The sequence below is a fragment of the Ramlibacter sp. PS4R-6 genome, from assembly GCF_037572775.1.
Classification (GTDB): Bacteria; Pseudomonadota; Gammaproteobacteria; order Burkholderiales; family Burkholderiaceae_C; genus Ramlibacter.
This window is the reverse complement of the sequence record NZ_JBBHKA010000001.1, coordinates 1,840,466-1,862,787: the sequence shown is the minus strand read 5'-3', so window position 1 is coordinate 1,862,787 and position 22,322 is coordinate 1,840,466. Positions and strand designations below refer to the sequence as shown.

Annotated in this window: 20 protein-coding genes; 7 read left to right on the top strand and 13 right to left on the bottom strand. The window is 68.8% G+C overall.

What is annotated here, in order from left to right; all coding sequences use genetic code 11:
• The first annotated feature begins 88 nt into the window (after positions 1 to 88).
• A complete protein-coding gene (locus WG903_RS09075; protein ID WP_340074473.1) occupies positions 89 to 1,777 on the top strand; it encodes a DEAD/DEAH box helicase in 1,689 nt (562 codons plus the stop codon).
• 27 nt (positions 1,778 to 1,804) lie between these two features.
• Complete coding sequence (locus WG903_RS09070) at positions 1,805 to 2,461, top strand: NAD(P)H-binding protein (protein WP_340074471.1); 657 nt, start codon at positions 1,805 to 1,807, stop codon at positions 2,459 to 2,461.
• Here the strand turns inward: WG903_RS09070 and WG903_RS09065 are convergent.
• The 7 genes from WG903_RS09065 to WG903_RS09035 form a co-directional block, all read right to left on the bottom strand.
• The gene (locus WG903_RS09065) at positions 2,458 to 3,249 is read right to left on the bottom strand and encodes a transglutaminase-like domain-containing protein (RefSeq protein WP_340074469.1); all 792 of its coding nucleotides are present in this window, start codon (positions 3,247 to 3,249) and stop codon (positions 2,458 to 2,460) included. The genes WG903_RS09070 and WG903_RS09065 overlap by 4 nt on opposite strands.
• A 108-nt stretch (positions 3,250 to 3,357) precedes the next feature.
• Positions 3,358 to 4,101: a FadR/GntR family transcriptional regulator gene (locus tag WG903_RS09060; RefSeq protein ID WP_340074467.1), complete on the bottom strand. Its 744-nt coding sequence runs from the start codon at positions 4,099 to 4,101 to the stop codon at positions 3,358 to 3,360.
• Positions 4,098 to 5,183, bottom strand: a complete 1,086-nt coding sequence (locus WG903_RS09055; protein ID WP_340074465.1) for an ABC transporter ATP-binding protein — start codon at positions 5,181 to 5,183, stop codon at positions 4,098 to 4,100. Before WG903_RS09055 ends, WG903_RS09060 begins: the two co-directional genes overlap by 4 nt.
• Before the next feature lie 7 nt (positions 5,184 to 5,190).
• Complete coding sequence (locus tag WG903_RS09050; RefSeq protein WP_445263587.1) at positions 5,191 to 6,039, bottom strand: carbohydrate ABC transporter permease; 849 nt, start codon at positions 6,037 to 6,039, stop codon at positions 5,191 to 5,193.
• 82 nt (positions 6,040 to 6,121) lie between these two features.
• Positions 6,122 to 6,994 (bottom strand): carbohydrate ABC transporter permease, encoded by an 873-nt coding sequence (locus WG903_RS09045; RefSeq protein ID WP_340074463.1) that lies wholly within the window; start codon positions 6,992 to 6,994, stop codon positions 6,122 to 6,124.
• Positions 6,991 to 8,370: an ABC transporter substrate-binding protein gene (locus WG903_RS09040; RefSeq protein WP_340074461.1), complete on the bottom strand. Its 1,380-nt coding sequence runs from the start codon at positions 8,368 to 8,370 to the stop codon at positions 6,991 to 6,993. Before WG903_RS09040 ends, WG903_RS09045 begins: the two co-directional genes overlap by 4 nt.
• Before the next feature lie 82 nt (positions 8,371 to 8,452).
• Positions 8,453 to 9,412 (bottom strand): 2-hydroxyacid dehydrogenase, encoded by a 960-nt coding sequence (locus tag WG903_RS09035; RefSeq protein WP_445263586.1) that lies wholly within the window; start codon positions 9,410 to 9,412, stop codon positions 8,453 to 8,455.
• Positions 9,413 to 9,432: 20 nt separating this feature from the next.
• On the opposite strand from WG903_RS09035, the gene WG903_RS09030 reads away from it, so the two are divergent.
• Genes WG903_RS09030 through WG903_RS09015 form a run of 4 tightly spaced genes read left to right on the top strand, consistent with a single transcriptional unit; the run spans position 9,433 to position 13,594 of the window.
• Positions 9,433 to 11,163, top strand: coding sequence for an IlvD/Edd family dehydratase (locus tag WG903_RS09030; protein ID WP_340074456.1), 1,731 nt, complete (start codon positions 9,433 to 9,435; stop codon positions 11,161 to 11,163).
• Positions 11,164 to 12,081 (top strand): sugar kinase, encoded by a 918-nt coding sequence (locus WG903_RS09025; RefSeq protein ID WP_340074454.1) that lies wholly within the window; start codon positions 11,164 to 11,166, stop codon positions 12,079 to 12,081.
• Positions 12,078 to 12,971, top strand: a complete 894-nt coding sequence (locus WG903_RS09020; protein ID WP_340074452.1) for a 2-dehydro-3-deoxygalactonokinase — start codon at positions 12,078 to 12,080, stop codon at positions 12,969 to 12,971. The genes WG903_RS09025 and WG903_RS09020 overlap by 4 nt, the downstream gene beginning before the upstream one ends.
• A complete protein-coding gene (locus tag WG903_RS09015) occupies positions 12,968 to 13,594 on the top strand; it encodes a 2-dehydro-3-deoxy-6-phosphogalactonate aldolase (RefSeq protein WP_340074450.1) in 627 nt (208 codons plus the stop codon). The genes WG903_RS09020 and WG903_RS09015 overlap by 4 nt, the downstream gene beginning before the upstream one ends.
• A gap of 2 nt (positions 13,595 to 13,596) precedes the next feature.
• On the opposite strand, the gene WG903_RS09010 is transcribed toward WG903_RS09015, so the two are convergent.
• The gene (locus WG903_RS09010) at positions 13,597 to 14,208 is read right to left on the bottom strand and encodes a thioredoxin fold domain-containing protein (protein WP_340074448.1); all 612 of its coding nucleotides are present in this window, start codon (positions 14,206 to 14,208) and stop codon (positions 13,597 to 13,599) included.
• Positions 14,209 to 14,252: 44 nt separating this feature from the next.
• Positions 14,253 to 14,708: a MarR family winged helix-turn-helix transcriptional regulator gene (locus tag WG903_RS09005; protein ID WP_340074446.1), complete on the bottom strand. Its 456-nt coding sequence runs from the start codon at positions 14,706 to 14,708 to the stop codon at positions 14,253 to 14,255.
• Positions 14,709 to 14,763: 55 nt separating this feature from the next.
• On the opposite strand from WG903_RS09005, the gene WG903_RS09000 reads away from it, so the two are divergent.
• Positions 14,764 to 15,300, top strand: a complete 537-nt coding sequence (locus tag WG903_RS09000; RefSeq protein ID WP_340074444.1) for a PaaI family thioesterase — start codon at positions 14,764 to 14,766, stop codon at positions 15,298 to 15,300.
• Here WG903_RS09000 and WG903_RS08995 read toward each other — a convergent pair.
• From WG903_RS08995 to WG903_RS08980, 4 genes are read right to left on the bottom strand one after another with little or no spacing between them, the layout of a single operon-like run.
• Positions 15,293 to 16,507 (bottom strand): amidase, encoded by a 1,215-nt coding sequence (locus tag WG903_RS08995; RefSeq protein WP_340074442.1) that lies wholly within the window; start codon positions 16,505 to 16,507, stop codon positions 15,293 to 15,295. The two genes, WG903_RS09000 and WG903_RS08995, sit on opposite strands and share 8 nt — an antisense overlap.
• A complete protein-coding gene (locus WG903_RS08990; RefSeq protein WP_340074440.1) occupies positions 16,504 to 17,865 on the bottom strand; it encodes an efflux transporter outer membrane subunit in 1,362 nt (453 codons plus the stop codon). The genes WG903_RS08995 and WG903_RS08990 overlap by 4 nt, the downstream gene beginning before the upstream one ends.
• The gene (locus WG903_RS08985) at positions 17,862 to 21,023 is read right to left on the bottom strand and encodes an efflux RND transporter permease subunit (RefSeq protein WP_340074438.1); all 3,162 of its coding nucleotides are present in this window, start codon (positions 21,021 to 21,023) and stop codon (positions 17,862 to 17,864) included. The genes WG903_RS08990 and WG903_RS08985 overlap by 4 nt, the downstream gene beginning before the upstream one ends.
• Before the next feature lie 9 nt (positions 21,024 to 21,032).
• Entirely contained in the window at positions 21,033 to 22,238 is a 1,206-nt protein-coding gene (locus WG903_RS08980) for an efflux RND transporter periplasmic adaptor subunit (RefSeq protein ID WP_340074436.1), read from the bottom strand.
• Positions 22,239 to 22,322 lie beyond the last annotated feature (84 nt).

Sequence of the window (22,322 nt, the reverse complement as noted above, 5' to 3'; positions counted from 1 at the left end):
ACCCATCTGCCTTATCGACTGGACGGCGCTCACGCGCCACCGAGGCCGATTCCCGCGCCAGGACATGGCGCATGCGTTTGCATCTCGAATGACATTTGACGAACTGAAGCTGGCTCCGGCCATCCTCAAGGCCGTGCGCGAGCAGGGCTACGAGACCCCCACCCCCATCCAGGCCCAGGCCATCCCCGCCGTGCTCGAAGGGCACGACATCCTCGGCGGCGCCCAGACCGGCACCGGCAAGACCGCCGCCTTCACGCTGCCCATGCTGCACCGGCTGATCGGCGGCAAGAGCAAGAAGAACAAGTTCGGCAGGGACGGCGTCGCCGCCCTCGTGCTGACGCCCACGCGTGAGCTGGCCGCGCAGGTCGAGGAATCGATCCGCACCTACGGCAAGTACCTGCCGCTCGACTCCACCGTCATCTTCGGCGGCGTCGGCATGAACCCGCAGATCGACAAGATCAAGCGCGGCGTCGACATCCTGGTGGCCACGCCCGGCCGCCTGCTGGACCTGCAGCAGCAGGGCAACCTCGACCTGTCGACGGTCGAGATCCTCGTCCTCGACGAGGCCGACCGCATGCTGGACATGGGCTTCCTGCCCGACGTGAAGAAGATCCTCGCGCTGCTGCCGAAGGACAAGCAATCACTGCTGTTCTCCGCCACCTTCAGCGACGAGATCCGCGACCTGGCCAACGGCCTGCTGCGCGAGCCACAGCACATCCAGGTCACGCCCCGCAACACCACGGTGCAGCGCATCACGCAGGTGGTCCACCCCGTGGGCCGCGGCAAGAAGAAGGCGCTGCTGGCGCACGTGATCAAGGAACACGACTGGTCGCAGGTGCTGGTGTTCACGCGCACCAAGTTCGGCGCGAACAACGTCGCCGAGTACCTGGAGAAGAACGGCATCACCGCCATGGCGCTGCACGGCAACAAGAGCCAGAGCGCGCGCACGCAGGCGCTGGCCGGCTTCAAGAGCGGCGACATCCGCGCGCTCGTGGCCACCGACATCGCGGCGCGCGGCATCGACATCGACGACCTGCCGCACGTCGTGAACTACGAGATCCCGAACATCCCCGAGGACTACGTGCACCGCATCGGCCGCACCGGCCGCGCGGGCAACGAAGGCGCCGCCGTCTCGTTCGTGTGCCTCGACGAAGAAGGCTTCATGCAGGAGATCGAGCGCTTCACCAAGCAGCAGATCCCCGCGGTCGTGGTCGAGGGCTTCGGCCCCGAGCCGGGCGAGCGCGCCGAGCCCATCGCCATGGGCCGCCAGACCCTGTGGGGCGGCGCCGGCAAGCCGCCCAGCCGCGACGTGATGGCCGCCGCCGCCAAGGCCGCGCGCCGCGAGATGATGGACCGCATCCGCGACAACCGCGAAGGCAACGGCGCGAAGAAGGAACGCCGCGCCCAGCCGCAGCAACAGCCGCAGCAGCGCGCCCCGCAGCAGCCCAAGCCGCGCAACGGCCGCAACGGGCACAACGGCCAGCAGCAGCAACAACATGCGCAGCACCGCGAGCCGCGTGTGGAGCGCGTCGAAGGCGAAGACCGCGACGAGGACCGCATGCCGCGCAACATCGACCCGTTGCGCACCAACCTGCCCAGCCGCCGCGACATGACCGGCGTCAAGCGCATGAGCGGCGACGGCCAGCCCGACCCCACCCGCACGAGCATCGACGCGATGGGCCAGGGCAAGCAGCGCGGGGGCGGCAACCGCAACCGCGGCAACGGCGGCGGCAACTTCGCGCAGCCTTCCTCCGCGCGCCGCTACGGCGGCCGGTAAGTTTGCGGGAGTAGCATGCGCGGCACCATGGCAGGTGCTGCGCAGCGATCCGTTCTCCTGGCCGGGGCCACCGGCCTCGTCGGCCGCGAACTGCTTCGCGGCCTGCTCGCCGACGATTCGGTCGCGCGCGTGATCGTCCTCGGGCGCCGCGCACCGGCCGAATCCCATCCCAAGCTCGAAGCAATGGCCGTCGATTTCGCGCAGCTGCCGAAGCTGCCGAAGGTCGACGAGTGCTACATCGCGCTGGGCACCACCATCAAGGTCGCCGGCAGCCAGCAGGCGTTTCGCGCCGTCGATTACGACGCCGTGGTCAACGTCGCGAAAGCCGCGAAGGCCGCGGGCGCGCGCAAGCTCGGTGTCGTCAGCGCGATGGGCGCCAGCGCGAAGTCGAGCGTGTTCTACAGCCGCGTGAAGGGCGAGATGGAAGAGGCGCTGGCCGGCCTGGGATTCGAAACGCTCGTGATCGCGCGCCCGTCCATGCTGGCCGGCGACCGCGAAGCGCTCGGGCAACCGGTGCGCCCGGGTGAAGGCCTCGCGCTGAAGGTGTCGAACAAGCTGGGCTGGCTGATCCCGCGCAACTACCGCTCGGTTTCGGTCAGGAGCGTCGCCAACGCCTTGCTGCGCGCCGTGCCCTCATCGAAGGGCCGGCGCGTGATGCTGTCCGGGGAATTGCAGGACTACTAGGACGCGCGGCGCCCCGCCGCCGGCGGTGCGGGCGCCACGGCTTCTTCGCGCAGCTCGCGGATCACCTTGCCCATCGAGGGCACCATGATGTTCCAGTGCACGGTGCTGGCGAGCGCCGGATGCGCCTCGCGCCACAGCGTGCTGTTCACGAATGCGAACGGGTCCTCGAACAGGCCTTCGCCGCCCGGCACCAGGCCGTCCTGCGCGACGCCGGTCCCGACGAGGAAGGCGTCGTCGGCGCCGTTCCAGATCGACGCGCCGTCGCGGTGGATGCCGTAGCCGCAGTCCCAGCCCTCTTCCGCGAGGCGCTGGCGCGCGGCCGCCATGTACGCGGCGTCGAAGATGTAGGTGTCGGTCGCGGCCCAGCGCCCGCCGATCCACACCTCCGCCACCGGCCGTGCCGTGATCGACATGTGCGAGATCAGCCCGCGCAACATCTCGCCGGGCAGGTGCATGTAGCGCATGCGCGCCGGGATGCCCGAGATGCGCAGCAGCGCGAGCAACAGGCCCACCTTGTCGAGCGCGTCGCCGCGACCCGCTTCGAGCACCTGGCGCGGGCTGCGCAGGCGCAGCTTGAAGGGCTTGGCGAAGGGCACGCGCTTGACGAAACCGTAGATCGCCAGTGCCTTCTCGCGCTCCGTCTTCGACAGCTGGGTGAGGGAGCGGGCGCGCAGGCGCAGCTTCGAATCGTCCAGGTCGAGCAACTCCGTCGACGCGAGCCAGTGCTCCGGCTCCGCCAGGGCGGAAGGATGCGGGGGCCGCGCGGGCGGCACGGGGGGTGTGGGCAAGGGCTTCTCCGGGTCTTGCGACAAGCCCGCCTCGCCCACGGCCAAACCGACTTGTCTAGACAATTGTAGCGACGGGTCGGGGCCCGGCACCCGCGTTAAAGGAAATCCCTAAAGCGCGGGCAGGTGTTGCGCCGGCAGGTTCAGGCGCGGCAGGCGCTTGCGCCCGGCCAGAACCTGCTCGATGTCGTCGGCGGCGCTGTCGATCAACGTGAGGATGGCCTTTTCGGCGCGCACCGCATCGTGCGCGATCACCGCGTCGAGCACCGCGCGGTGCAGCGGCAGCGAGGCGGCCGGGCCGCCCTTCTTGCTGGTGGAAATCTCGAAACTGGTGCGCAGCAGCGCGCCGATGGCCTTACTCATTTGCACGATCATGCGGTTGCGGCAGGCGCGCAGCAGGCCCTGGTGGAAGCGCAGGTCGTAGGTGACGTAGTCGCCGCCCTCCTCGATCGCGCGGCGCATGCCTTCGTACGCGGCCTCGATGTCGCGGATGTCGCGCGCGGTGGCGCGCTGCGCCGCGAAGCGCACCGCCGCCGGCTCCAGGACGCGGCGCAGGTCCTGCAGGTCGCGCAGGAACTCGCGCGTGAGGCCCGCGTTGGATTGCCAGCGGATCACGTCGGGGTCGAACCAGTTCCACTGCTCGGACGGCTGCACGCGCGTGCCGACTTTCGGGCCGGTGGTGATCAGGCCCTTGGCCACCAGCGACTTCACCGCCTCGCGGATCACCGTGCGGCTCACGCCCAGGTCCTCGCACAGCATCGGCTCGGGCGGGATCGAGTCGCCGGGCGACCACATGCCGCCGACGATGCGCTCGCCCAGGTGGTCCAGCGTGTTGCCGTGGACGTTCTTGATCATTGCAGCGTGCCGGCCTCGATGCGCTGGCCCGTCGCACCGTCGAAGAGGTGGCTGGCCGCGCCGTCGATCTGCAGGCCCACGGTTTCGTCGGGCTGCACCCGCGTGCGCCCGTGCATGACGATGACCAGCTGCGCATCGCCGACCTGCACCAGCAGCTCGGTCTCGGCGCCGGTCGGCTCGACGACGATCACCTTCGCCGCGATGCCGCCGCCGGCGGGCCCCACGCGGATGTCGCCCGGGCGGATGCCGTAGTGCACGCGCTGGCCGTCGCTCGCGCGCATGCCCGGCGCGACCGGCCACTGCGCGCCCTGCGCCTCGACGTACGCGCGGCCGCCCGCCATGCGCAAAGTGCCTTCCATGACGTTCATCGCCGGCGAGCCGATGAACTGCGCCACGAACAGGTTGCCGGGATGGTCGAACAGCTCCAGCGGCGTGCCGATCTGCTCGACGATGCCGTCGTGCATCACGACGATGCGGTCGGCCATGGTCATGGCCTCGATCTGGTCGTGCGTGACGTACACCGTGGTTGTCTTCAGCCGCTGGTGCAGCGCCTTGATCTCGGCGCGCATCGCCACGCGCAGCTTGGCGTCCAGGTTGGACAGCGGCTCGTCGAAGAGGAACACCTTGGGGTCGCGCACGATCGCGCGCCCCATCGCCACGCGCTGGCGCTGGCCGCCGGACAGCTCGCGCGGAAAGCGCTCCAGCAGTGCGTCGAGGTTCAGGATGCGCGCCGCGTCGTTGACACGCTGGCTGGTGAGCTGCTCGTCGGCGCGGCGCAGCTTCAGGCTGAACGCCATGTTGTCGCGCACCGTCATGTGCGGGTAGAGCGCGTAGCTCTGGAACACCATCGCGATGTCGCGGTCCTTGGACTCCAGCTCGTTGACGATGCGCCCGTCGATGGCGATCTCGCCGCCGGAGATTTCCTCCAGCCCCGCCAGCATGCGCAGCAGCGTGGACTTGCCGCAGCCCGAAGGGCCGACCAGCACGACGAATTCGCCGTCGGCGATGTCGAAGCTGATGCCGTGGATGACCTTCGTCTTCGCGAAGGACTTTTCGATGTGCTTGAACGATACGGAAGCCATGCTGGACTCAACTCTTGACGGCGCCGGCGGTGATGCCGGAGACCATGTAGCGCTTGAAGGCGTAGTAGATCGCGGCCGGCGGCAGCGCGTAGATGAGGCCCGTGGTCATGAGCAGCTCCCACGGCGAGTCGTCCGCCGCGAGGAAGTTGCCCAGCGCCACCGCCAGCGTCACCTGCGTGTCGTTCGACAGCAGCAGGAACGCGTAGAGGTACTCGTTCCACGCCAGCAGCAGCGAGTACGTGCCCACCGCCACGAGCGACGGCACCATCAGCGGCAGGTAGACAAGGCGGAACAGCTGCAACGCCGTGGCGCCGTCCATGCGCGCGGCTTCGTCCAGCTCCCACGGCAACTTGTCCGAGGCCTGCTTGAGCACCCAGATGCAGTACGGCGACGCGATGGTCACCATCGCGAGGATCAGCGCCCACTGGTTGTTCAGCAGGCCGTACACGCCCATGGCCTTGTACATGGGCACCGCCAGGAACGCCGCGGGGATGAAGTACGTGAAGAGCGCGAGGTTCATCACCGTGCGCCCGCCCTTCACCTTCAGCCGGCTGATCGCGAACGCCGCCGTCGTCGCGACGAACAGGGTCAGCGCGCCGACGGCCACGGCGATCACCAGCGAGTTCCACATCTGCAGCCAGAAGTGGTGCAGGTAGAAGTGCTTCTGGAAGAAGACGAAGTCGAAGTTCTGCAGCGTCGGCTCCTTCGGCCACAGCCGCCCCGACGTCGCCGAATCCTTGGTCGAGATCGCGAACAGGAACAAGTGGTAGACCGGGATCATGGTCCACAGGAAGACCGGGATGCCGATCAGCAGCAGCTTGGCTTCGGCCGTGACGGAGCGCCAGGTGATCTTCACATCGGCCTCCGACGAGCCGCCTCTAGGAGGCCGACAGCCCCCTCGGGGGGCAGCGGAGACACGAAGTGCGGAGCGTGGGGGCTCATTTACTCAGCCTCTTCATCATGAAGAACACCAGCGGCAGCACCAGCGGCAGCGCCACCACGATCGACGCCATCGCGAGGTCCACCTGGTCGAGCCGCAGGTAGCGGATGCCCAGCGTCGCGAGCACGTGCGTCAGGTCCGCCGGCCCGCCACCGGTCAACAGGTACACGCTGTTGAAGTCGCCCAGCGTCCAGATCATCGAGAGGATGGTCGACGTGAGGTACAGCGTGCGCATCGACGGCCACGTGATGTACTTGAACTTCTGCCAAGACGTCGCGCCGTCCACTGAAGCGGCCTCGTACTGCTCCGTGGGGATCGACAGGCGCCCGGCGATCAGGATCAGCGTCCAGAACGGCAGCGACTTCCACACGTGCATCACCATCGAGAACGACAGCGCGAGCGTCGGATCGTTCAGCCAGTTCGGGCCGTCCATGCCCGTCAGCTTGAAGATCAGCGTGTTGATGACGCCCCACTCGGGGTTGAGCATGAAGCGCACGGACAGGATCGTCGGGATCGACGGCACGGCCCACGGGATGATGAACAGCACCGACAGCGCCTTGATCCACCAGCGCGTGTGGATGAAGAAGCCCGAGAGAACCATCGCGATGACCATCTTGATGTTGATCGCCACCACCAGGAACACCACGGTGTTGATCACCGTGCGCAGGAAGATCGGGTCGTCGAAGAGCTGGACGTAGCTTTGCGGATGCCGCGCGAGCCACAGGCCGTACCCCACGGGGTACAGCACGAAGATGAGGAAGATGAGCAGGTAGGGGACGACCATCAGCCGTCCCCAGAACTGCCACGACCGCCCGGTGGACCGCGCGCGCGGCGCCGCCTCCACCGGCAGGGCGGTCGCTTGCGCGGTCATTGCGCCGCGACGGTCTTGATGCGCGCGATCATTTCATCCACGGCGCGGTCCACGGCCCACTTCTCGTTCAGCACGCGGTTGGCCGCCTTGGCCCAGACGTTCTCGTTGTTCAGCACCGTGAACTTGTAGTTCTTGGTGAACTCGAAAGGCGTCGTGCCGTTCATGAACTGGTTGTAGACGGCCGTGCGGTGCGGGTCGGCCTTCCAGAACGCGCTCTGCTGGCCGGCCTTGGTCACCGGGAACCAGCGGCCGAGCGAGCCTTCGACGTAAGGCGTGAGGTTCTCGTCCTGCAGCAGGAAGGCGAGGAACTCCATCGCGCGCTTCTTGTTCTTGGCGTCCTTGAACACCACGCCCGTCTTCACCGCGGCGCGGTAGATCATCTTGCTGCCGTCCGGCTTGTTCGGGAAACCGGCGGTCGCGATGTTGTCGGTGTAGTTCTTCCTGGCCTGGTCGCGCTGCGCCTGCGTCAGCGCGGTGTTGTTCGCGTCGTCCAGCCACTTCGCGGCGATCGAGATCGTGGCGTTGTGCGTGAGCACGGTCGTCTTGTTGTGGAAGGCGACGTTGTTGTCCGGGTCCTTCCAGCTCGTGGACGACGGCGGCGAGCAGCCCTTGCTGTAGACCGACGTGTAGTCCGTGAGCGCACCGACCAGGCCCGCCTTCACCGCCGGGTCGTCCACCAGCAGCTTGCCCGAGTCGTTCACCAGCTTCACGTTGTAGGCATCCATGAACGTGAGGAAGGAGTAGAACGAGTCGCTCGAATCCACGCCCAGCGGCTGGCCGATGCCGAAGCTGCGCTGGCCGCTCTTCTGGCGGTGCGCCGGCTGCACCTTGTCGCACCAGAAGGCCCAGTAGCCCTTCCAGTCCTTCGGGATGTCGCTGTCCTTGAAGCCCGCCTCGGCCAGCATGTCCTTCCAGTACTGGATGTGCATGGTCTGCTGCTTGAGCGGGAACGCGTAGTACGCGCGGTTCTGCGCGGCGTTGTTGTAGAGGAACGTGGTCGACAGCGCGTTGGGCTCGAACTTGGCGCGCAGCGGGTCGATCACCTTGGAGATGTCCTCGAGCTTGCCGTCGTACGCCCACTTCGCGGTGACCTGGAAGTCGTACACGTCCGCGTACGCCACGTCGGGCGGGTTGCCGGCGTCGAGCGCCGCCACCGTCTTCGGGATCATGTCCTGCACCGGGTACTGCGACAGTTCGACCTTCACGCCCTTGTGCTTGGCCTCGTACTTCTCGATGGCCTTGAACAGCGCGTCGTCTTCCGCCTTGTAGAAGCCCTTGACCCACCACACGGTGAGCTTTTCCTGCGCGAATGCGCCGGGCGCCACCACGAGCCCCAGGCCCGCCAGGGCCCCTGCCAGCCACTGCTTGAGTTTCATCGCGATCTCCTCGGCTCTGTGCCAAAAGTCCTATCGTATGATGATTGCCGAAACCGCCGTTCGGGGTTTTCCCGGGACGCGTTCAGGCCCGGCACTCGGGCACCGGCGTCTTCACCGGCCGGCCGGCGAAGTGCGCGCGCAGGTTGTCCATGGCGAGGTCGGCCATCGCCTGGCGCGTCTGCGTGGTGGCGCTGCCCACGTGCGGCGTCAGCACCACGTGCGGCATGTCCCTCAGCGCCTGCGGCACGATGGGCTCGTTCTCGAAGACATCCAGGCCCGCGCCGCCGATCACGCCGTTCTTCAGCGCCTCGATGAGCGCCGCTTCATCCACCACCGAGCCGCGCGCGACGTTGACCAGGATGCCCTTCTTGCCCAGCGCCTGCAGCACTTCCGCGTTGATCATCTTGCGCGTGCCCTCGCCGCCCGGCGTGATGACGACGAGGAAGTCGCTGGCGCGCGCCAGGTCGCGCACGTCGGCGTGGAAGGTGTACGGCAGCTCCTTCTTGGGCGTGCGCGAGTTGTACGCGATGCTCATGCCGAAGCCCAGCGCGCGCTTGGCGATGGCCTGCCCGATGCGGCCCATGCCGACCAGACCCAGCCGCGCGCCGGACATCTTGCGCTGCAGCGGCATCGCGCCCTGGGTCCACTTGCCCTCGCGCACGAAGCGGTCGGCCTGCGGGAACTGGCGCGACGTGCACAGCATGAGCCCGATCGCGACGTCGGCGACGTCGTCGTTCAGCACGTCCGGCGTGTGCGTGACCATCACGCCTTTGGCCTTGGCGGCGGCGACGTCCACGCCGTCGTAGCCGACGCCCATCACCGAGATGATCTCCAGCGCCGGCAGCTGAGCGATCAGGTCGCTCGGCAGTTGCGTTTCGCCGCCGCATGCGATGGCGCGAACTTTCGAGGCAGCCGAAAGGTCGGGCAGGCGGTGCGCCGCGAACTCGCGCTCCAGCTGTTCGACATAGAGGGGCGAAAGCTTCGCGGGAAGCAGCACATCGACGGCGGGCACGGGGGGTCTCCTGGGTTGTCTTTCAATCATCATACGATAGGATGTGAGGCATGAAACCACGCAAGAAACCCGAAGAGCTGCGCTCGCAGCAATGGTTCGGCCGCCAGGACCGCGACGGCTTCGCCTACCGCAGCTGGGTCAAGGGCAAGGGCGTGCCGCACGACCAGTTCGACGGCCGCCCCGTCATCGGCATCTGCAACACCTTCAGCGAACTCACGCCCTGCAACTCGCACTTCCGCACGCTTGCGGAGCAGGTGAAGATCGGCGTGTACGAGGCCGGTGGCTTCCCGCTGGAGTTCCCGGTGATGTCGCTCGGCGAGACGCTGTTGCGGCCCACTGCGATGCTGTACCGCAACCTCGCAAGCATGGACGTGGAGGAATCGATCCGCGGCAACCCGATCGATGGCGTCGTGCTGCTCATGGGCTGCGACAAGACCACACCCTCGCTGGTGATGGGCGCATCCAGCGTGAACCTGCCGACCATCGGCGTGTCGGGCGGCCCCATGCTCAATGGCAAGTGGCGCGGGCAGGAACTCGGCTCGGGCACCGGCGTGTGGAGCATGAGCGAGCAGGTGCGCGCGGGCACGCTGAAGCTGCAGGACTTCTTCGAAGCCGAGTCGTGCATGCACCGCAGCCACGGCCATTGCATGACGATGGGCACCGCGTCGACGATGGCCAGCATGGTCGAGGCGCTGGGCCTGGGCCTGCCGGGCAACGCGGCCTATCCCGCCGTCGATGGGCGCCGCAACGTGATCGCGCGCAACGCGGGCCGCCGCATCGTGGAGATGGTGCACGAGGACCTGAAGATCTCGCAGATCCTCACACGCGACGCGTTCGAGAACGCCATCCGCACCCTGGCGGCCATCGGCGGCTCGACCAACGCGGTGATCCACCTGATCGCGATCGCCGGGCGCCTGGGCGTGAAACTGTCCATCGACGACTTCGAGAAGCTCGGCAGCGAGATGCCGTGCCTGTTGAACCTGCAGCCTTCGGGCAAGCACCTGATGGAGGACTTCTGCTACGCCGGCGGCCTGCCGGTTGTGATGAAGGAAATTTCGCAGCACCTGCACCTGGGCCAGGTCACGGCCAACGGCAAGTCGGTGGGCGAGAACATCCAGGACGCGGTGAACTACAACGAGGACGTCATCCACCGCTACGACAACCCGTTCAAGGACCGCGCCGGCATCGCGATCCTGCGCGGCAACCTCGCGCCGCGTGGCGCGGTGATCAAGCCGAGCGCGGCGACGCCGGCCCTGCTGAAGCACAAGGGCCGCGCCGTGGTGTTCGAGGACGCCGACGATTTCCACCGCCGCATCGATGACGAGAACCTGGACGTCGACGAGACCTGCGTGCTGGTGCTGAAGAACTGCGGGCCCAAGGGCTACCCCGGCATGGCCGAAGTGGGCAACATGCCGCTGCCGCCCAAGGTGCTGCGCAAGGGCATCACCGACATGGTCCGCATCAGCGACGCGCGCATGAGCGGCACGGCCTACGGCACCGTGGTGCTGCACACCTGCCCCGAAGCGGCGGCGGGCGGGCCGCTGGCGGTGGTGCGCAACGGTGACGTGGTGGAGCTCGATGTCGCCGCGCGCAAGTTGCACCTGCACATCAGCGACGACGAGCTGGCCGCGCGCCTGAAGGACTGGAAGGCGCCGAAGCCGCAACTGGACTCGGGCTACTGGAAGCTGTACATCGACCACGTGCTGCAGGCCGACCAGGGCGCCGACCTGGACTTCCTCGTCGGCCAGCGCGGCGCCTTCGTGCCACGGGACAATCACTAGATGGAAGGGAACTTCGACATCGCGGCGCTCGGCGAAGCGATGGTGGAGTTCAACCAGACGCAGCCCGGCGAGCCGAACTACCTGCAAGGCTTCGGCGGCGACACCAGCAACGCCATCATCGCGGCAGCACGCGCGGGCGCGCGCACGACCTACCTCACGCGCCTGGGCGCCGACCGCTTCGGCGACGACTTGATGCGGCTGTGGCGGCACGAGGGCGTGGACACATCGGGCATCGAGCGCGATGCCGAAGCGCACACCGGGGTTTACTTCGTCACGCACGGGCCGGGTGGCCACGAATTCAGCTACCTGCGCTCGGCTTCGGCGGCCGCGCGCATGACGCCGCAGTGGCTGCCGCACACCGTGCTCGAGCACGCGAAGATCCTCCACGTCTCGGGTATCTCGCTGGCGATCTCGCATTCCGCGCGCGATACGGTCTTCGAAGCGATCCGCATCGCGCGCCGTGCCGGCAACCTCGTCTCGCTCGATTCCAACCTGCGCCTGAAGCTGTGGAAGATCGACGAGGCGCGCGAGACCATCGCCCGCGCCGCGTCCATGTGCGACATCTTCCTGCCCAGCATGGAAGACGCCTTCGGCCTGAGCGGCCGCGACGACCCCGATGAGGTGGTGGAGTGGGCGCACGGCCTGGGCGCGCGGCAGGTGGTGCTGAAGCTGGGCGAGGACGGCGCGCTGGCCAGCGACGGCATGGCGCGCGAGCACATCCGCGGCCGCAAGGTCAAGACGCTCGACGCCACCGGCGCCGGCGACTGCTTCTGCGGCAACCTGCTGGCGCGGCTCGCCGCCGGCGACACGCTGTTCGAGGCGGCGGAGTACGCCAACGCCGCCGCATCGCTCGCGGTGCAGGGCTTCGGCGCGGTGGCGCCGCTGCCTCACGCGCAGGACGTGGAGGCCATCCTTTGAAGCCGCTGGTCGGCGTCGACTGGGGTACGTCCTCCCTGCGTGTGGCTCGTGTCGATGCAAGCGGCCACGCGATCGAGCAGCGCGAATTCCCGCGCGGCATCCTCACCGTGCCGGCGGGCGGCTTCCCGCAGGTGTTCGGCGAAGCCTGCGGCGACTGGATGAAAGAGCCCGGCGCCGTGGCGCTCATCTGCGGCATGGCGGGCAGCCGCCAGGGCTGGCAGGAAGCGCCGTATGCGCCCTGCCCGGCCGGCCATGCGGAGATCGCGTCGCAGCTCGCGTGGATAGACCGCGGCCGAATCGCGATCGTGCCGGGCCTGTCGTTCGACGCCGGCGGCGCACCCGACGTGATGCGCGGCGAAGAGACGGCCGTGCTCGGGGTGATGAAGCTCCTGGGCGTGTCGGACGCGCGCATCGTCATGCCCGGCACGCACTGCAAGTGGGTGCGCGTGCGCGCGGGCCGCATCGAGTCGTTCGCGACGTACATGACGGGCGAGTTCTACGCGATGCTGCGCCAGCACTCGATCCTGGCGCGCACGCTGCCTGCGCAGGACGGCGAGCTGTATGAGGATGCCTTCCTGCGCGGCGTCGATTACGCGATGCACGCGGGCAACCTGCTGCATGCGGCATTCACCGCGCGCACGCTCTCCTTGTTCGAGCGCTTGCCGCAGTCCGCCGCACCCAGCTACCTGTCGGGCCTGTTGATCGGCGAGGAACTGCGCTCGCAGGACCTGCACGCCGGCGACACGCTGGTGCTCGCCGGCGCCGACAAGCTCACGCAGCGCTACGGGCTGGCGCTCTCGCACCTGCGCGCCCCGTTTCGCGTACTGGGGCAGGAAGCGACGTGGCTCGGGCTGCACGCCATCGCGCAATCGGTCAAGGAACTGGCATGAACTTCAAGGAGGGCCTGGCCCATTTGCCGCTCGTCGCGATCCTGCGCGGCATCGCGCCGGACGAAGCAGTGGCCGTGGGCCGCGCGCTCGACGAAGCCGGCTGGCGCCTCGTCGAAGTGCCGCTCAATTCGCCGCTGCCGCTGCAGAGCATCGCGGCGCTGGCGAAGGCCTTCCCGCATCTCGTGATCGGGGCGGGGACCGTGCTCGATGCGCAGCAGGTGCGCGAGGTGCACCGCGCGGGCGGGCGGCTCGTCGTGGCGCCGAATTTCAACGCCGAGGTGGTCCGCGCCGCAGTGGACCTGGGCATGGCGTGTGCGCCTGGCGTGATGACGCCCACCGAAGCGTTCGCCGCGCTGGCCGCCGGCGCGACGGCGCTGAAGCTCTTCCCCGCCGAGATGATCCCGCCGGCTGCCGTGAAGGCGATGCGCGCGGTGCTGCCGCCGGAGGCTGCGTTGCTGCCCGTCGGCGGCATCAGCGCCGCGAACATCCCGGCCTACCTCGCGGCGGGCGCGAACGGTTTCGGCATCGGCTCGGCGCTGTACACGCCAGGAAAAAGCGCCGCTGCGGTGAAGCAGTCGGCGCTCGATTTCGCGGCGGCGTATTCAGGCGCGATGCGCGCCTAGCGTCACTGCGTCGGCGCGGGCACGCCGATGAACGCGGCGAGGTCCGCCGTCTGCAGCGAACCTTCGTGCGTCACGACGGCGCCCGTCTTCGCGCTCTTCGTCACCAGCGCCGGCACCGCGCCGAAAGCGTACTTGTTGAACAGCGCCGTGTTTTTCTTGATCGCCGCGCGCTGCGCCGCGATGTCGCCTTCGGCCTTGATGCCACCCTTGCGGTCCTGCATCGAGGCTTCGTGGTTGTCCATGGCCGCCGCCGGGTCCTTGGCGGCAAGGATGGCGGCGCCCTGCGTCTCGCTCTCGTCCTTGAGCAGGCGAACGGGGATCCACACGAACTTGGCCTGCGACTTCAGCGGCTTGGCGGCGTACCACAGCGCGCCGCAATGCGGGCACTGCGCGTCGAAGAACACGTAGACGGTGCGCGCGCTCATCGCCTGGCCGGCGGTGAAGCCCTGCGTCTCGGCCTGGATGGTTTCGATGGACACGGCCTGCTGCGCCTGCTGTTGCGCGGCGGGCGCGGCGGCGGTTGCGGGAGCGGGCGCGGGCGCGGCCGCCTCCTTGCCGCAGGCGGCGAGCAAGGCGGTGGCGGCGAAGAGGACGGCGATGCGGGAGGGGGTCATCTCCCAAAGATACCAAACCGGCGCGGCGCTCCCCGCGCCGCTCGTCAGTCTTCGTCGTCCGCCGGGCCGGCGGGCGCGAGCAGGTCCATGCACTCGTCGAGCATTGCGTGCAGCTGGACCACGCGGCGCGGACCCAGCGCCTGGTTGATGCCTTCCTGCGCGACGCGCCAGCGGCGCTGGGCCTCCTGACGCTTCTCGCGCCCGGCCGGGGTGACACTGACCAGGCGGCTGCGCAGGTCGGGGCCGGGCAGCACCTCGATGAGCCCGGCATCGACCAGCGGCTTCATGTTGCGCGTCAGGGTGGATGGGCTCACGCGCATTTCGGCGGCAAGGTCGCCGGGGCGCACGGGCCCGAGCTTGAGCACGTAGGAAAGCAGCGAGTACTGCGTGCCCTTCAAGCCGGTCTTGCCCACCTCGGCGTCGTAGTGCGCGGCCACGCGGCGCATCAGCTGGCGCAGCTTGAGGTTGGTGCAGCCCTGCGGCTTGACGGCCATGTCCATCGCTGATATTGTAGCTGCAATCTTTGTATATGCAACTGTTTCCATGGAGAGCGAGATGACGAAGGTCGACCAACTCGAGGCCTGGCTGGCCCAGGAAGCCGAAGTGCGCGCGCGGCTCGACGCCGGCGTCGGCGCCGGCGTGAGCAGGCCCGAGCAGGTGATGGGCAAGAGCGGGCTGGAGCTGATGCAGGCGATGCTGCGCGGCGAGCTGCCCTACCCGCCCATCGCGAAGACGCTCGACTTCCAGTTGCTCGAAGTGGACGACGGCCGCGCCTTGTTCCAGGGCACCCCCGGCTCGGCCCACCTGAACCCGATGGGCACCATCCATGGGGGCTGGTACGCCACGCTGCTCGACTCGGCGCTGGGTTGCGCCGTGCACACCAAGATGCCCGTGGGCCGCGGCTACACGACGGCGGAATTGAGCGTGAACCTCGTGCGTGCCGTCAGCCCCAAGGTGCAGCGCGTGCGCGCCGAAGGCAAGGTGATCCACTGCGGGCGCCAGCTCGCCACCGCCGAAGCGCGCCTGTACGGGCCGGACGGCACGCTGTACGCGCACGGCACGACCACGTGCCTGGTGTTCGAGCTCAAGTAGCGCGCAGCAGCGGCTCGAGCATCTCGGCCGCCGCCAGGCACAAGCTGTCCTCGCCCGCCGCGGCGATCACCTGCACGCCCATCGGCAAGCCGCTCGCGCCCTTGGCGCCCGGGACGCTCACGCACGGCGTGGCGAGCAACGTCCACGCGCGGTTGAAGGTTGACGCGCCCGTGCTGCCAAATCCCATCGGCGCTTCGTCGGGTGCGCTGGGGGTGAGCAGCACGTCGATGTCCTTGATCCAGCCATGCGCGTCCAGGCGCGCCTGACGCGCCGCAGCCTGCGCTTTCGCATAAGCCGCATCGCTCACCTTGCGCGCCTCGACGAGGTAGTCCCGCAGCAGCGGCGACAGCTGCTCGCGCTGCTTGTCGAATTCGTGCGCCAGGGTGCGCGCCGCTTCCCAGCCCTGCACGGCGTCATGGGCGCGGAAGCAATCGTCCACCCAGCCGGGCAGGTCGACCGCGACGACCTGCGTGCCGGCTGCGAGCAGCCGTTCGGCCGCCAGCACCAGCACCTTCTCGCCGCTGGCCGACACGTCGCCCCAGGGATACGAGCGCGGCACGCCGATGCGCCACTGGCCCGCGGGGCGCCTGGGCAGTTTCGCCACGCGCCCGCCGCTCACCGCCTGCGCGAACTCGCGCACGTCCGCGACCGTGCGCGCGAACAGGCCCACGGTGTCGAGCGACCACGAGAAGCACTTCATGCCCGCGGTGGGCAGCACGCCGAAACTCGGCTTGAAGCCCGCGATGCCACAGTAGGACGCGGGGCGGATGGTCGAGCCGCCCGTTTGCGAACCGATGGCCAGCGGCACCAGGCCCGCCGCCACGGCGGCCGCCGAACCCGAGGACGAGCCGCCCGGCGTGCGGCCCGGCGCGGCGGGGTTGATGGTGGGCGACGGCTGCAGGTAGGCGAACTCGGTGGTCACCGACTTGCCGGCCACGATGGCGCCCGCCTCGCGCAGCACGGCGACCATCGCCGCTTCGGTCGATGGCTGGTGCCCCGAATAGATCGGCGAGCCGTACGCGGTCGGGAAATCGGTGGTGTCGAAGATGTCCTTGACCGCGACGAGCTTGCCCGCCAAGGGGCCCTTCAGCCGGCGCACGAGTTCGAGCGCCGATTCTTCCTCGCGGATGGCCGTGAACGCCTTGAGGCCGCCGTTCATCGCGCGGATGCGCGCGAGCGATTGGGTGACGGCGGCTTCGACGGTCATGGGGTTTGCTGCCAGCCGCCCCCCAATGCGCGGTACAGCTGCACCTGGTTCTGCAACTGCGCCACCCTCGCCTGCACCAGCACCTGCTGGTCGGCGAAGAGCGTGCGCTGCGCATCGAGCAAGTCGAGGTAGCTGGCCACGCCATTGTCGTAGCGCAGTTGCGCCAGGCGCAAGCGCACCGTGTCGGCCGCCACCGCGCGGCGCTGTGCGTCGACCTGCTCGCCGAAATTGGCCCGGCCGGCCAGCGCATCGGCCACTTCCTTGAACGCCGACTGGATCGCCTTTTCGTACTGGGCAATGGCGATGTCGCGCTGGATCTTCGCGGACTCGAGGTTGGCGCTGTTGCGGCCCGAGTCGAAGATGGCCATCGCCACCTGCGGCGCGAAGGTCCAGCCCCACGAGCCGCCCTTGAAAAGCCCCGACAGCGACGAACTCGCGCTGCCCGCCGATCCGGTGAGCGCGATGCGCGGGAAGAAAGCCGCGCGCGCCGCGCCGATGTTGGCATTGGCCGCGATGAGCTGCTGCTCGGCCTGGCGCACGTCGGGGCGCGCGACGAGCACTTCGGACGGCAGGCCCGCCGGAACGTCGGGCAGCAGCACCGACGCCGTGCCCGCCGGCGGCCGCAGGTTGGCCGGCACCGGCTGGCCCAGCAGCAGCGCGAGCGCGTCGAGGTCCACCGCGCGCTGGCGGCGCAGCTGCGCGAGCGTGGCGCGCGCGGTTTCGTAGAGCGTCTCCGCCTGGCGGAAGTCGATCTCCGACGACACGCCGTTGTCGAAGCGCAGTTGGGTCAGGCGCAGCGACTCGGAGCGCGTGCGCACTGCCTCTTCGGTGATCGCGACCAGTTCCTCGTCGGCGACGAGCGCGAGCCAGGTGTTGGCCACCGACGCGATGAGCGTGATCTGCGCGGCCTTGCGGCCCTCTTCGCTCGCAAGGTACTGCGCGCCCGCCGCTGCGGTGAGGCTGCGGATGCGGCCCCACAGGTCGAGCTCCCACGCCGAAACCGCCAGCCCGGCCGTGTACAGCTTCTCGGGTTCGGCGGGCTGGCGCGTGTAGCTGGCCGCGGCATTGACCGTGGGCAGCAGGTCGGCGCGGCGCACCGCCACCTGCGTGCGCGCCTGCTCGGCATTGAGCACGGCCACGCGAAGGTCGCGGTTGTTCGCCAGCGCCGCCGAAATCAACTGCCGCAGCTGCGGGTCGGCGAAGAACTCCTGCCACGCGAGTTGCGCGGGCGGCGTGCCTGCGGTCGCGGGGCCGTACGGAAACTCGTTCGGCACGGGCGCCGCGGGGCGCTCGTACGTCGGGATCATCGTGCAGCCGCCGAGCAGCAGCGCCGCGACGAGGGCGGTGAGCTTCTTCATTCCGCACCTCCCGGCGCGCCCTGGGGCGCATCGAGCTGGTGCGCGTACATGCGCCGCTGCCGCTCGCTGCCCTTGAACACGCGCCGCACCGCGACGAAGAACACCGGCACGAACAACACCAGCAGCGAGGTGGCCGTGATCATGCCGCCCATCACGCCAGTGCCGATCTCGCGCTGGCTCGCGGAGCCAGCGCCCGAGGCGATCGCCAGCGGCAGCACGCCGAAGATGAAGGCCATCGACGTCATGATGATGGGGCGGAAGCGCAGGTGCGCCGCCTCGATCACCGCGTCGGTCAGGCTCTTGCCCTGCGCATGCAGGTCTTTCGCGTACTCGATGATCAGCACGGCGTTCTTGGCCGACAGGCCGATGATGGTGACCAGCGCCACCTTGAAGTACACGTCGTTCGGGTAGCCGCGCAGCCAGATGCCCAGCAGCGCGCCGATGATGCCCAGCGGCACCACCAGGATCACCGACATCGGGATCGACCAGCTTTCGTACAGCGCCGCCAGGCACAGGAACACCGCCAGCAGCGAGAAGCCGAGCAGGATGGACGCGGTGGCGCCCGAGAGCCTCTCCTCGCGCGAGATGCCGGTCCATTCGTACGCGAAGCCGGCGGGCAGTTGCGCCGCCAGGCGCTCCATCTCGTCCATCGCCTCGCCGGTGCTGCGGCCGGGCGCGGCGTCGCCGGAAATGCGCATGGCCGGGTAGCCGTTGTAGCGCACGGTCTGCATCGCGCCGGTGATCCATCGCGTGGAAACGAACGCGCCCAGCGGCACCGAGACGCCCTTGTTGTTGGTCACCGTGAGCTTGAGGATGTCGTCGGGCTGCATGCGCGCCGGCGCGTCGGCCTGCACCACCACGCGTTGCAAGCGCCCCTTGTTCGGGAAATCGTTGACGTAGGCGGAGCCGATGGCGGTGCCGAGCGTGGCGTTGATCGCGTCGAACGTGATGCCCAGCGCGTTGGCCTTGTCGCGGTCGATGTCGACCTGCAGCTGCGGCGCGTCCTCCAGGCCGTCGGGGCGCACGCCCGTGATGATCTTGCTTTGCGCCGCGAGGCCCAGGAGCTGGTTGCGCGCCTGCACCAGCGCCTCGTGCCCGTTGCCGCCGCGGTCCTCCAGGCGGAAGTTGAAGCCGGTGGACGAACCCAGTTCCGGGATCGGCGGCGGGCTCACCGCGAAGATGAAGGCGTCCTTCACGCCCATCAGCGCACCGAACGCGCGGCCCGCGAGCGACGCCGCCGAATGCTCCTTGCCGTGGCGCTCGTCCCAGGGCTTGAGAGGCACGAACACCAGGCCCGCGTTCTGCCCCTGCCCCGAGAACGAGAAGCCCAGCACGCCGATGGTGTGCTCCACTTCGGGCTGCTTGAGCAGGAAGCCTTCCACCTGCGCGATGGCCTTGCTGGTGCGCTCCACCGTCGCGCCCGGCGGCAGCTGCACGTTGACGATGATGTAGCCTTGGTCCTCGATCGGCAGGAACGAGCCGGGCAGCTTCCAGAAGAAGAAGGCGACCACGACCACCACCGCCGCGTAGATGGCGAGCGCCCGGCCCACGCGCGTGAGGATCCTGGCGACGAAGCCTTCGTAGTTGCGCGCGGTGGTCTTGAAGCCGCGGTTGAAGGTGCCGAAGAAGCCGCCCTTTTCCAGGTGGTGGCCGGCGTCGACCTGCTTGAGCAGCGTGGCGCACAGCGCCGGCGTGAGCGAAAGCGCCATGAACGCCGACACGGCGATGGACGAGACCATCACCGCCGAGAACTGCTTGTAGATGTTGCCCACCGCGCCCGCGAAGAACGCCAGCGGCACGAACACCGAGATCAGCACCAGCGTGATGCCGACGATGGCGCCCTGGATCTGGCCCATGGCCTTCACCGTCGCTTCGCGCGGTGGCAGGCCCTCCTCGCTCATGATCCGTTCGACGTTCTCCACCACCACGATCGCGTCGTCCACCACGATGCCGATCACCAGCACCATGCCGAACATGGTGAGCACGTTGATCGAGAAGCCGATGGCGTACAGCGTGGCGAAGCTGCCGAGCAAGGCGACGGGCACGACGATCGCGGGGATCAGCGTGTAGCGCCAGTTCTGCAGGAACAGGAACATCACCAGGAACACGAGGATCATGGCCTCGATGAGCGTCTCGACCACCTGCGAGATCGAGATGCTCACGAACTTGGACGTGTCGTAGGGGATGGCCCACTTCATGCCCGCGGGGAAGAACTTGGACAGCTCCTCCATCCGCGCGCGCACCGCCTTGGCGGTGGCCAGCGCGTTGCCCGTGGGCGAGAGCTGCACGCCGATGCCGGTGGAGGGCTTGCCGTCGATGCGCGCCGAGATCGCGTAGCCCTGGCCGCCGAGCTCGACCCGCGCCACGTCCTTCATGCGCACGGTGGAGCCGTCGGTGTTGGCGCGCAGCACGAGGTTCTTGAACTGCTCGACCGAGGTGAGCTGGCCATTGACCACCACCGTCGCGCCGATGGTCTGGCCCGGGATGTTCGGCAGGTCGCCGATGGCGCCCGCGGACACCTGCGCGTTCTGCGCACGGATCGCCGCGTTGACTTCCGCCATCGACAGGTTGAAGCCCACCAGCTTGGCCGGGTCGACCCAGATGCGCATCGCGCGCTCGGTGCCGAACAGCTGCGCCTGGCCCACGCCGGGGATGCGCTGGATCTCGGGCAGGATGTTGCGCGAGGCGAAGTCACCCAGCGCGACCGGGTCCCACGCCGGATCGTCGGACGAGAGGATCGTGAACAGCAGGAAGTTGGAACGCGCCTTGTCCACGCGCACGCCCTGCTGCGTCACCGCCGCGGGCAGGCGCGGCGCCGCGCGCGACAGGCGGTTCTGCACGTCGACCTGCGCGAGGTCCGGGTTGGTGCCCGACTCGAACGACAGCGTGATCGAGCCCGTGCCGTTGGCCTGCGCCACCGACTCCATGTAGATCAGGCCCGGCGAGCCGTTCATCTCCTGCTCGATGATGGACAGCACCGTGTCCTCGAGCGTCTGCGCCGAGGCGCCGGGGTAGACCGTGGAGACGACGATGGTCGGCGGCGCCACCGTGGGGTACTGCGCGATCGGCAGCTTGGTGATGGACACGCTGCCCATCACCAGCACGAACAGCGCGATCACCCATGCGAAGACCGGGCGGTCGATGAAGAACTTCGACATCGCGCCGCCTTACTTCTTCGCGGCTGCGGAAGCGGGCGCCGACGCGGCGGCGGCAGCGGGCGCGGCGCCGGCCTGTTGCCACGGCACCGCCTTCACCGGCGCGCCGGGACGGATCTTCTGGAAGCCTTCGACGATGACCTGCTCGCCGGGCTGCAGGCCACTGAGGATCACCCAGCTGTTGCCTTGCTGGTTGCCGACCTTCACCGGCCGCGGCGCGACCTTGCTGTCCTTGTCGACGACGAGCACGCTGTCGCCCTGGCCCGAGCGCGTGACGGCCTGCTGCGGCAGCAGGATGGCGTTGCCGACCTTGGCCTGCTCCAGCCGCACACGCACGTACATTCCGGGCAGCAGCAGGCCGTTGGCGTTGGGGACCTCGGCGCGCAGCGTGACCTGCCCGCTCGTCGCATCGACGGTGAGGTCGGAGAACAGCAGGCGTCCCGGCTGCGGGTATTCGCTGCCGTCCTCCAGCACGACCTTGACCAGCGCGCTCTCCTGGCCCGGCGCCCGCTTCAACCTGCCTTCGGACAAGGCGCGGCGCAGCGTGAGCACCTCGGTGGACGACTGCGTGAAGTTCACGTACATCGGGTGGGTCTGCTGGATGGTGGCGAGCGGCGTCGCCTCGCCCTGGCCCACCAGCGCGCCTTCGGTGACGAGCGCGCGGCCGATGCGGCCGGAGATCGGCGCGGTGACCGTCGCGTAGCCCAGGTTGATCTGCGCGACCTGCACGCCGGCCTTCGCGGCGGCCACTTGCGCCTGCGCCGCCTTTTCGGCGGCAACCGCGTTGGCGTATTCCTGCTTGCTGATGGCGTTGGCTTCGACGAGCGGCTTGTAGCGCTGTGCGAGCGCCGATGCCTGCCCGAGGTTCGCCTCGGCTTGCGCGAGCGATGCCTGCGCGCTCGCCGATTGCGCCTGGTAGGTGGCGGGGTCGATGCGGAACAGCGGCTGGCCCGCGCGCACGTCGCTGCCTTCGCGGAACAGGCGCTCGAGCACGATGCCCGCCGCGCGCGCGCGCACTTGCGCCACGCGCGAAGCCTCGGTGCGTCCCGGCAGCTCGGTCACGATCCCGACATCACCCGGCTGCACCGTGACGACCGCGACTTCGGCCGGCGGCATGCCGCCGGGTTGCGCGGCGCCTTGGCCGCACGCGGAAATCAGGAAGGAAAGAGCGAGTGCTGCCGGCAAAACGAGCGGCAGGCGAATGCGGAATGCAGCCATCGAACGGGTCTTCTTCTGGATGGGAATGCGCGGCAGCGGTGACGCGTGCGCGCAGGGGAGCGGGCCAGTATAGGGAATATGCCT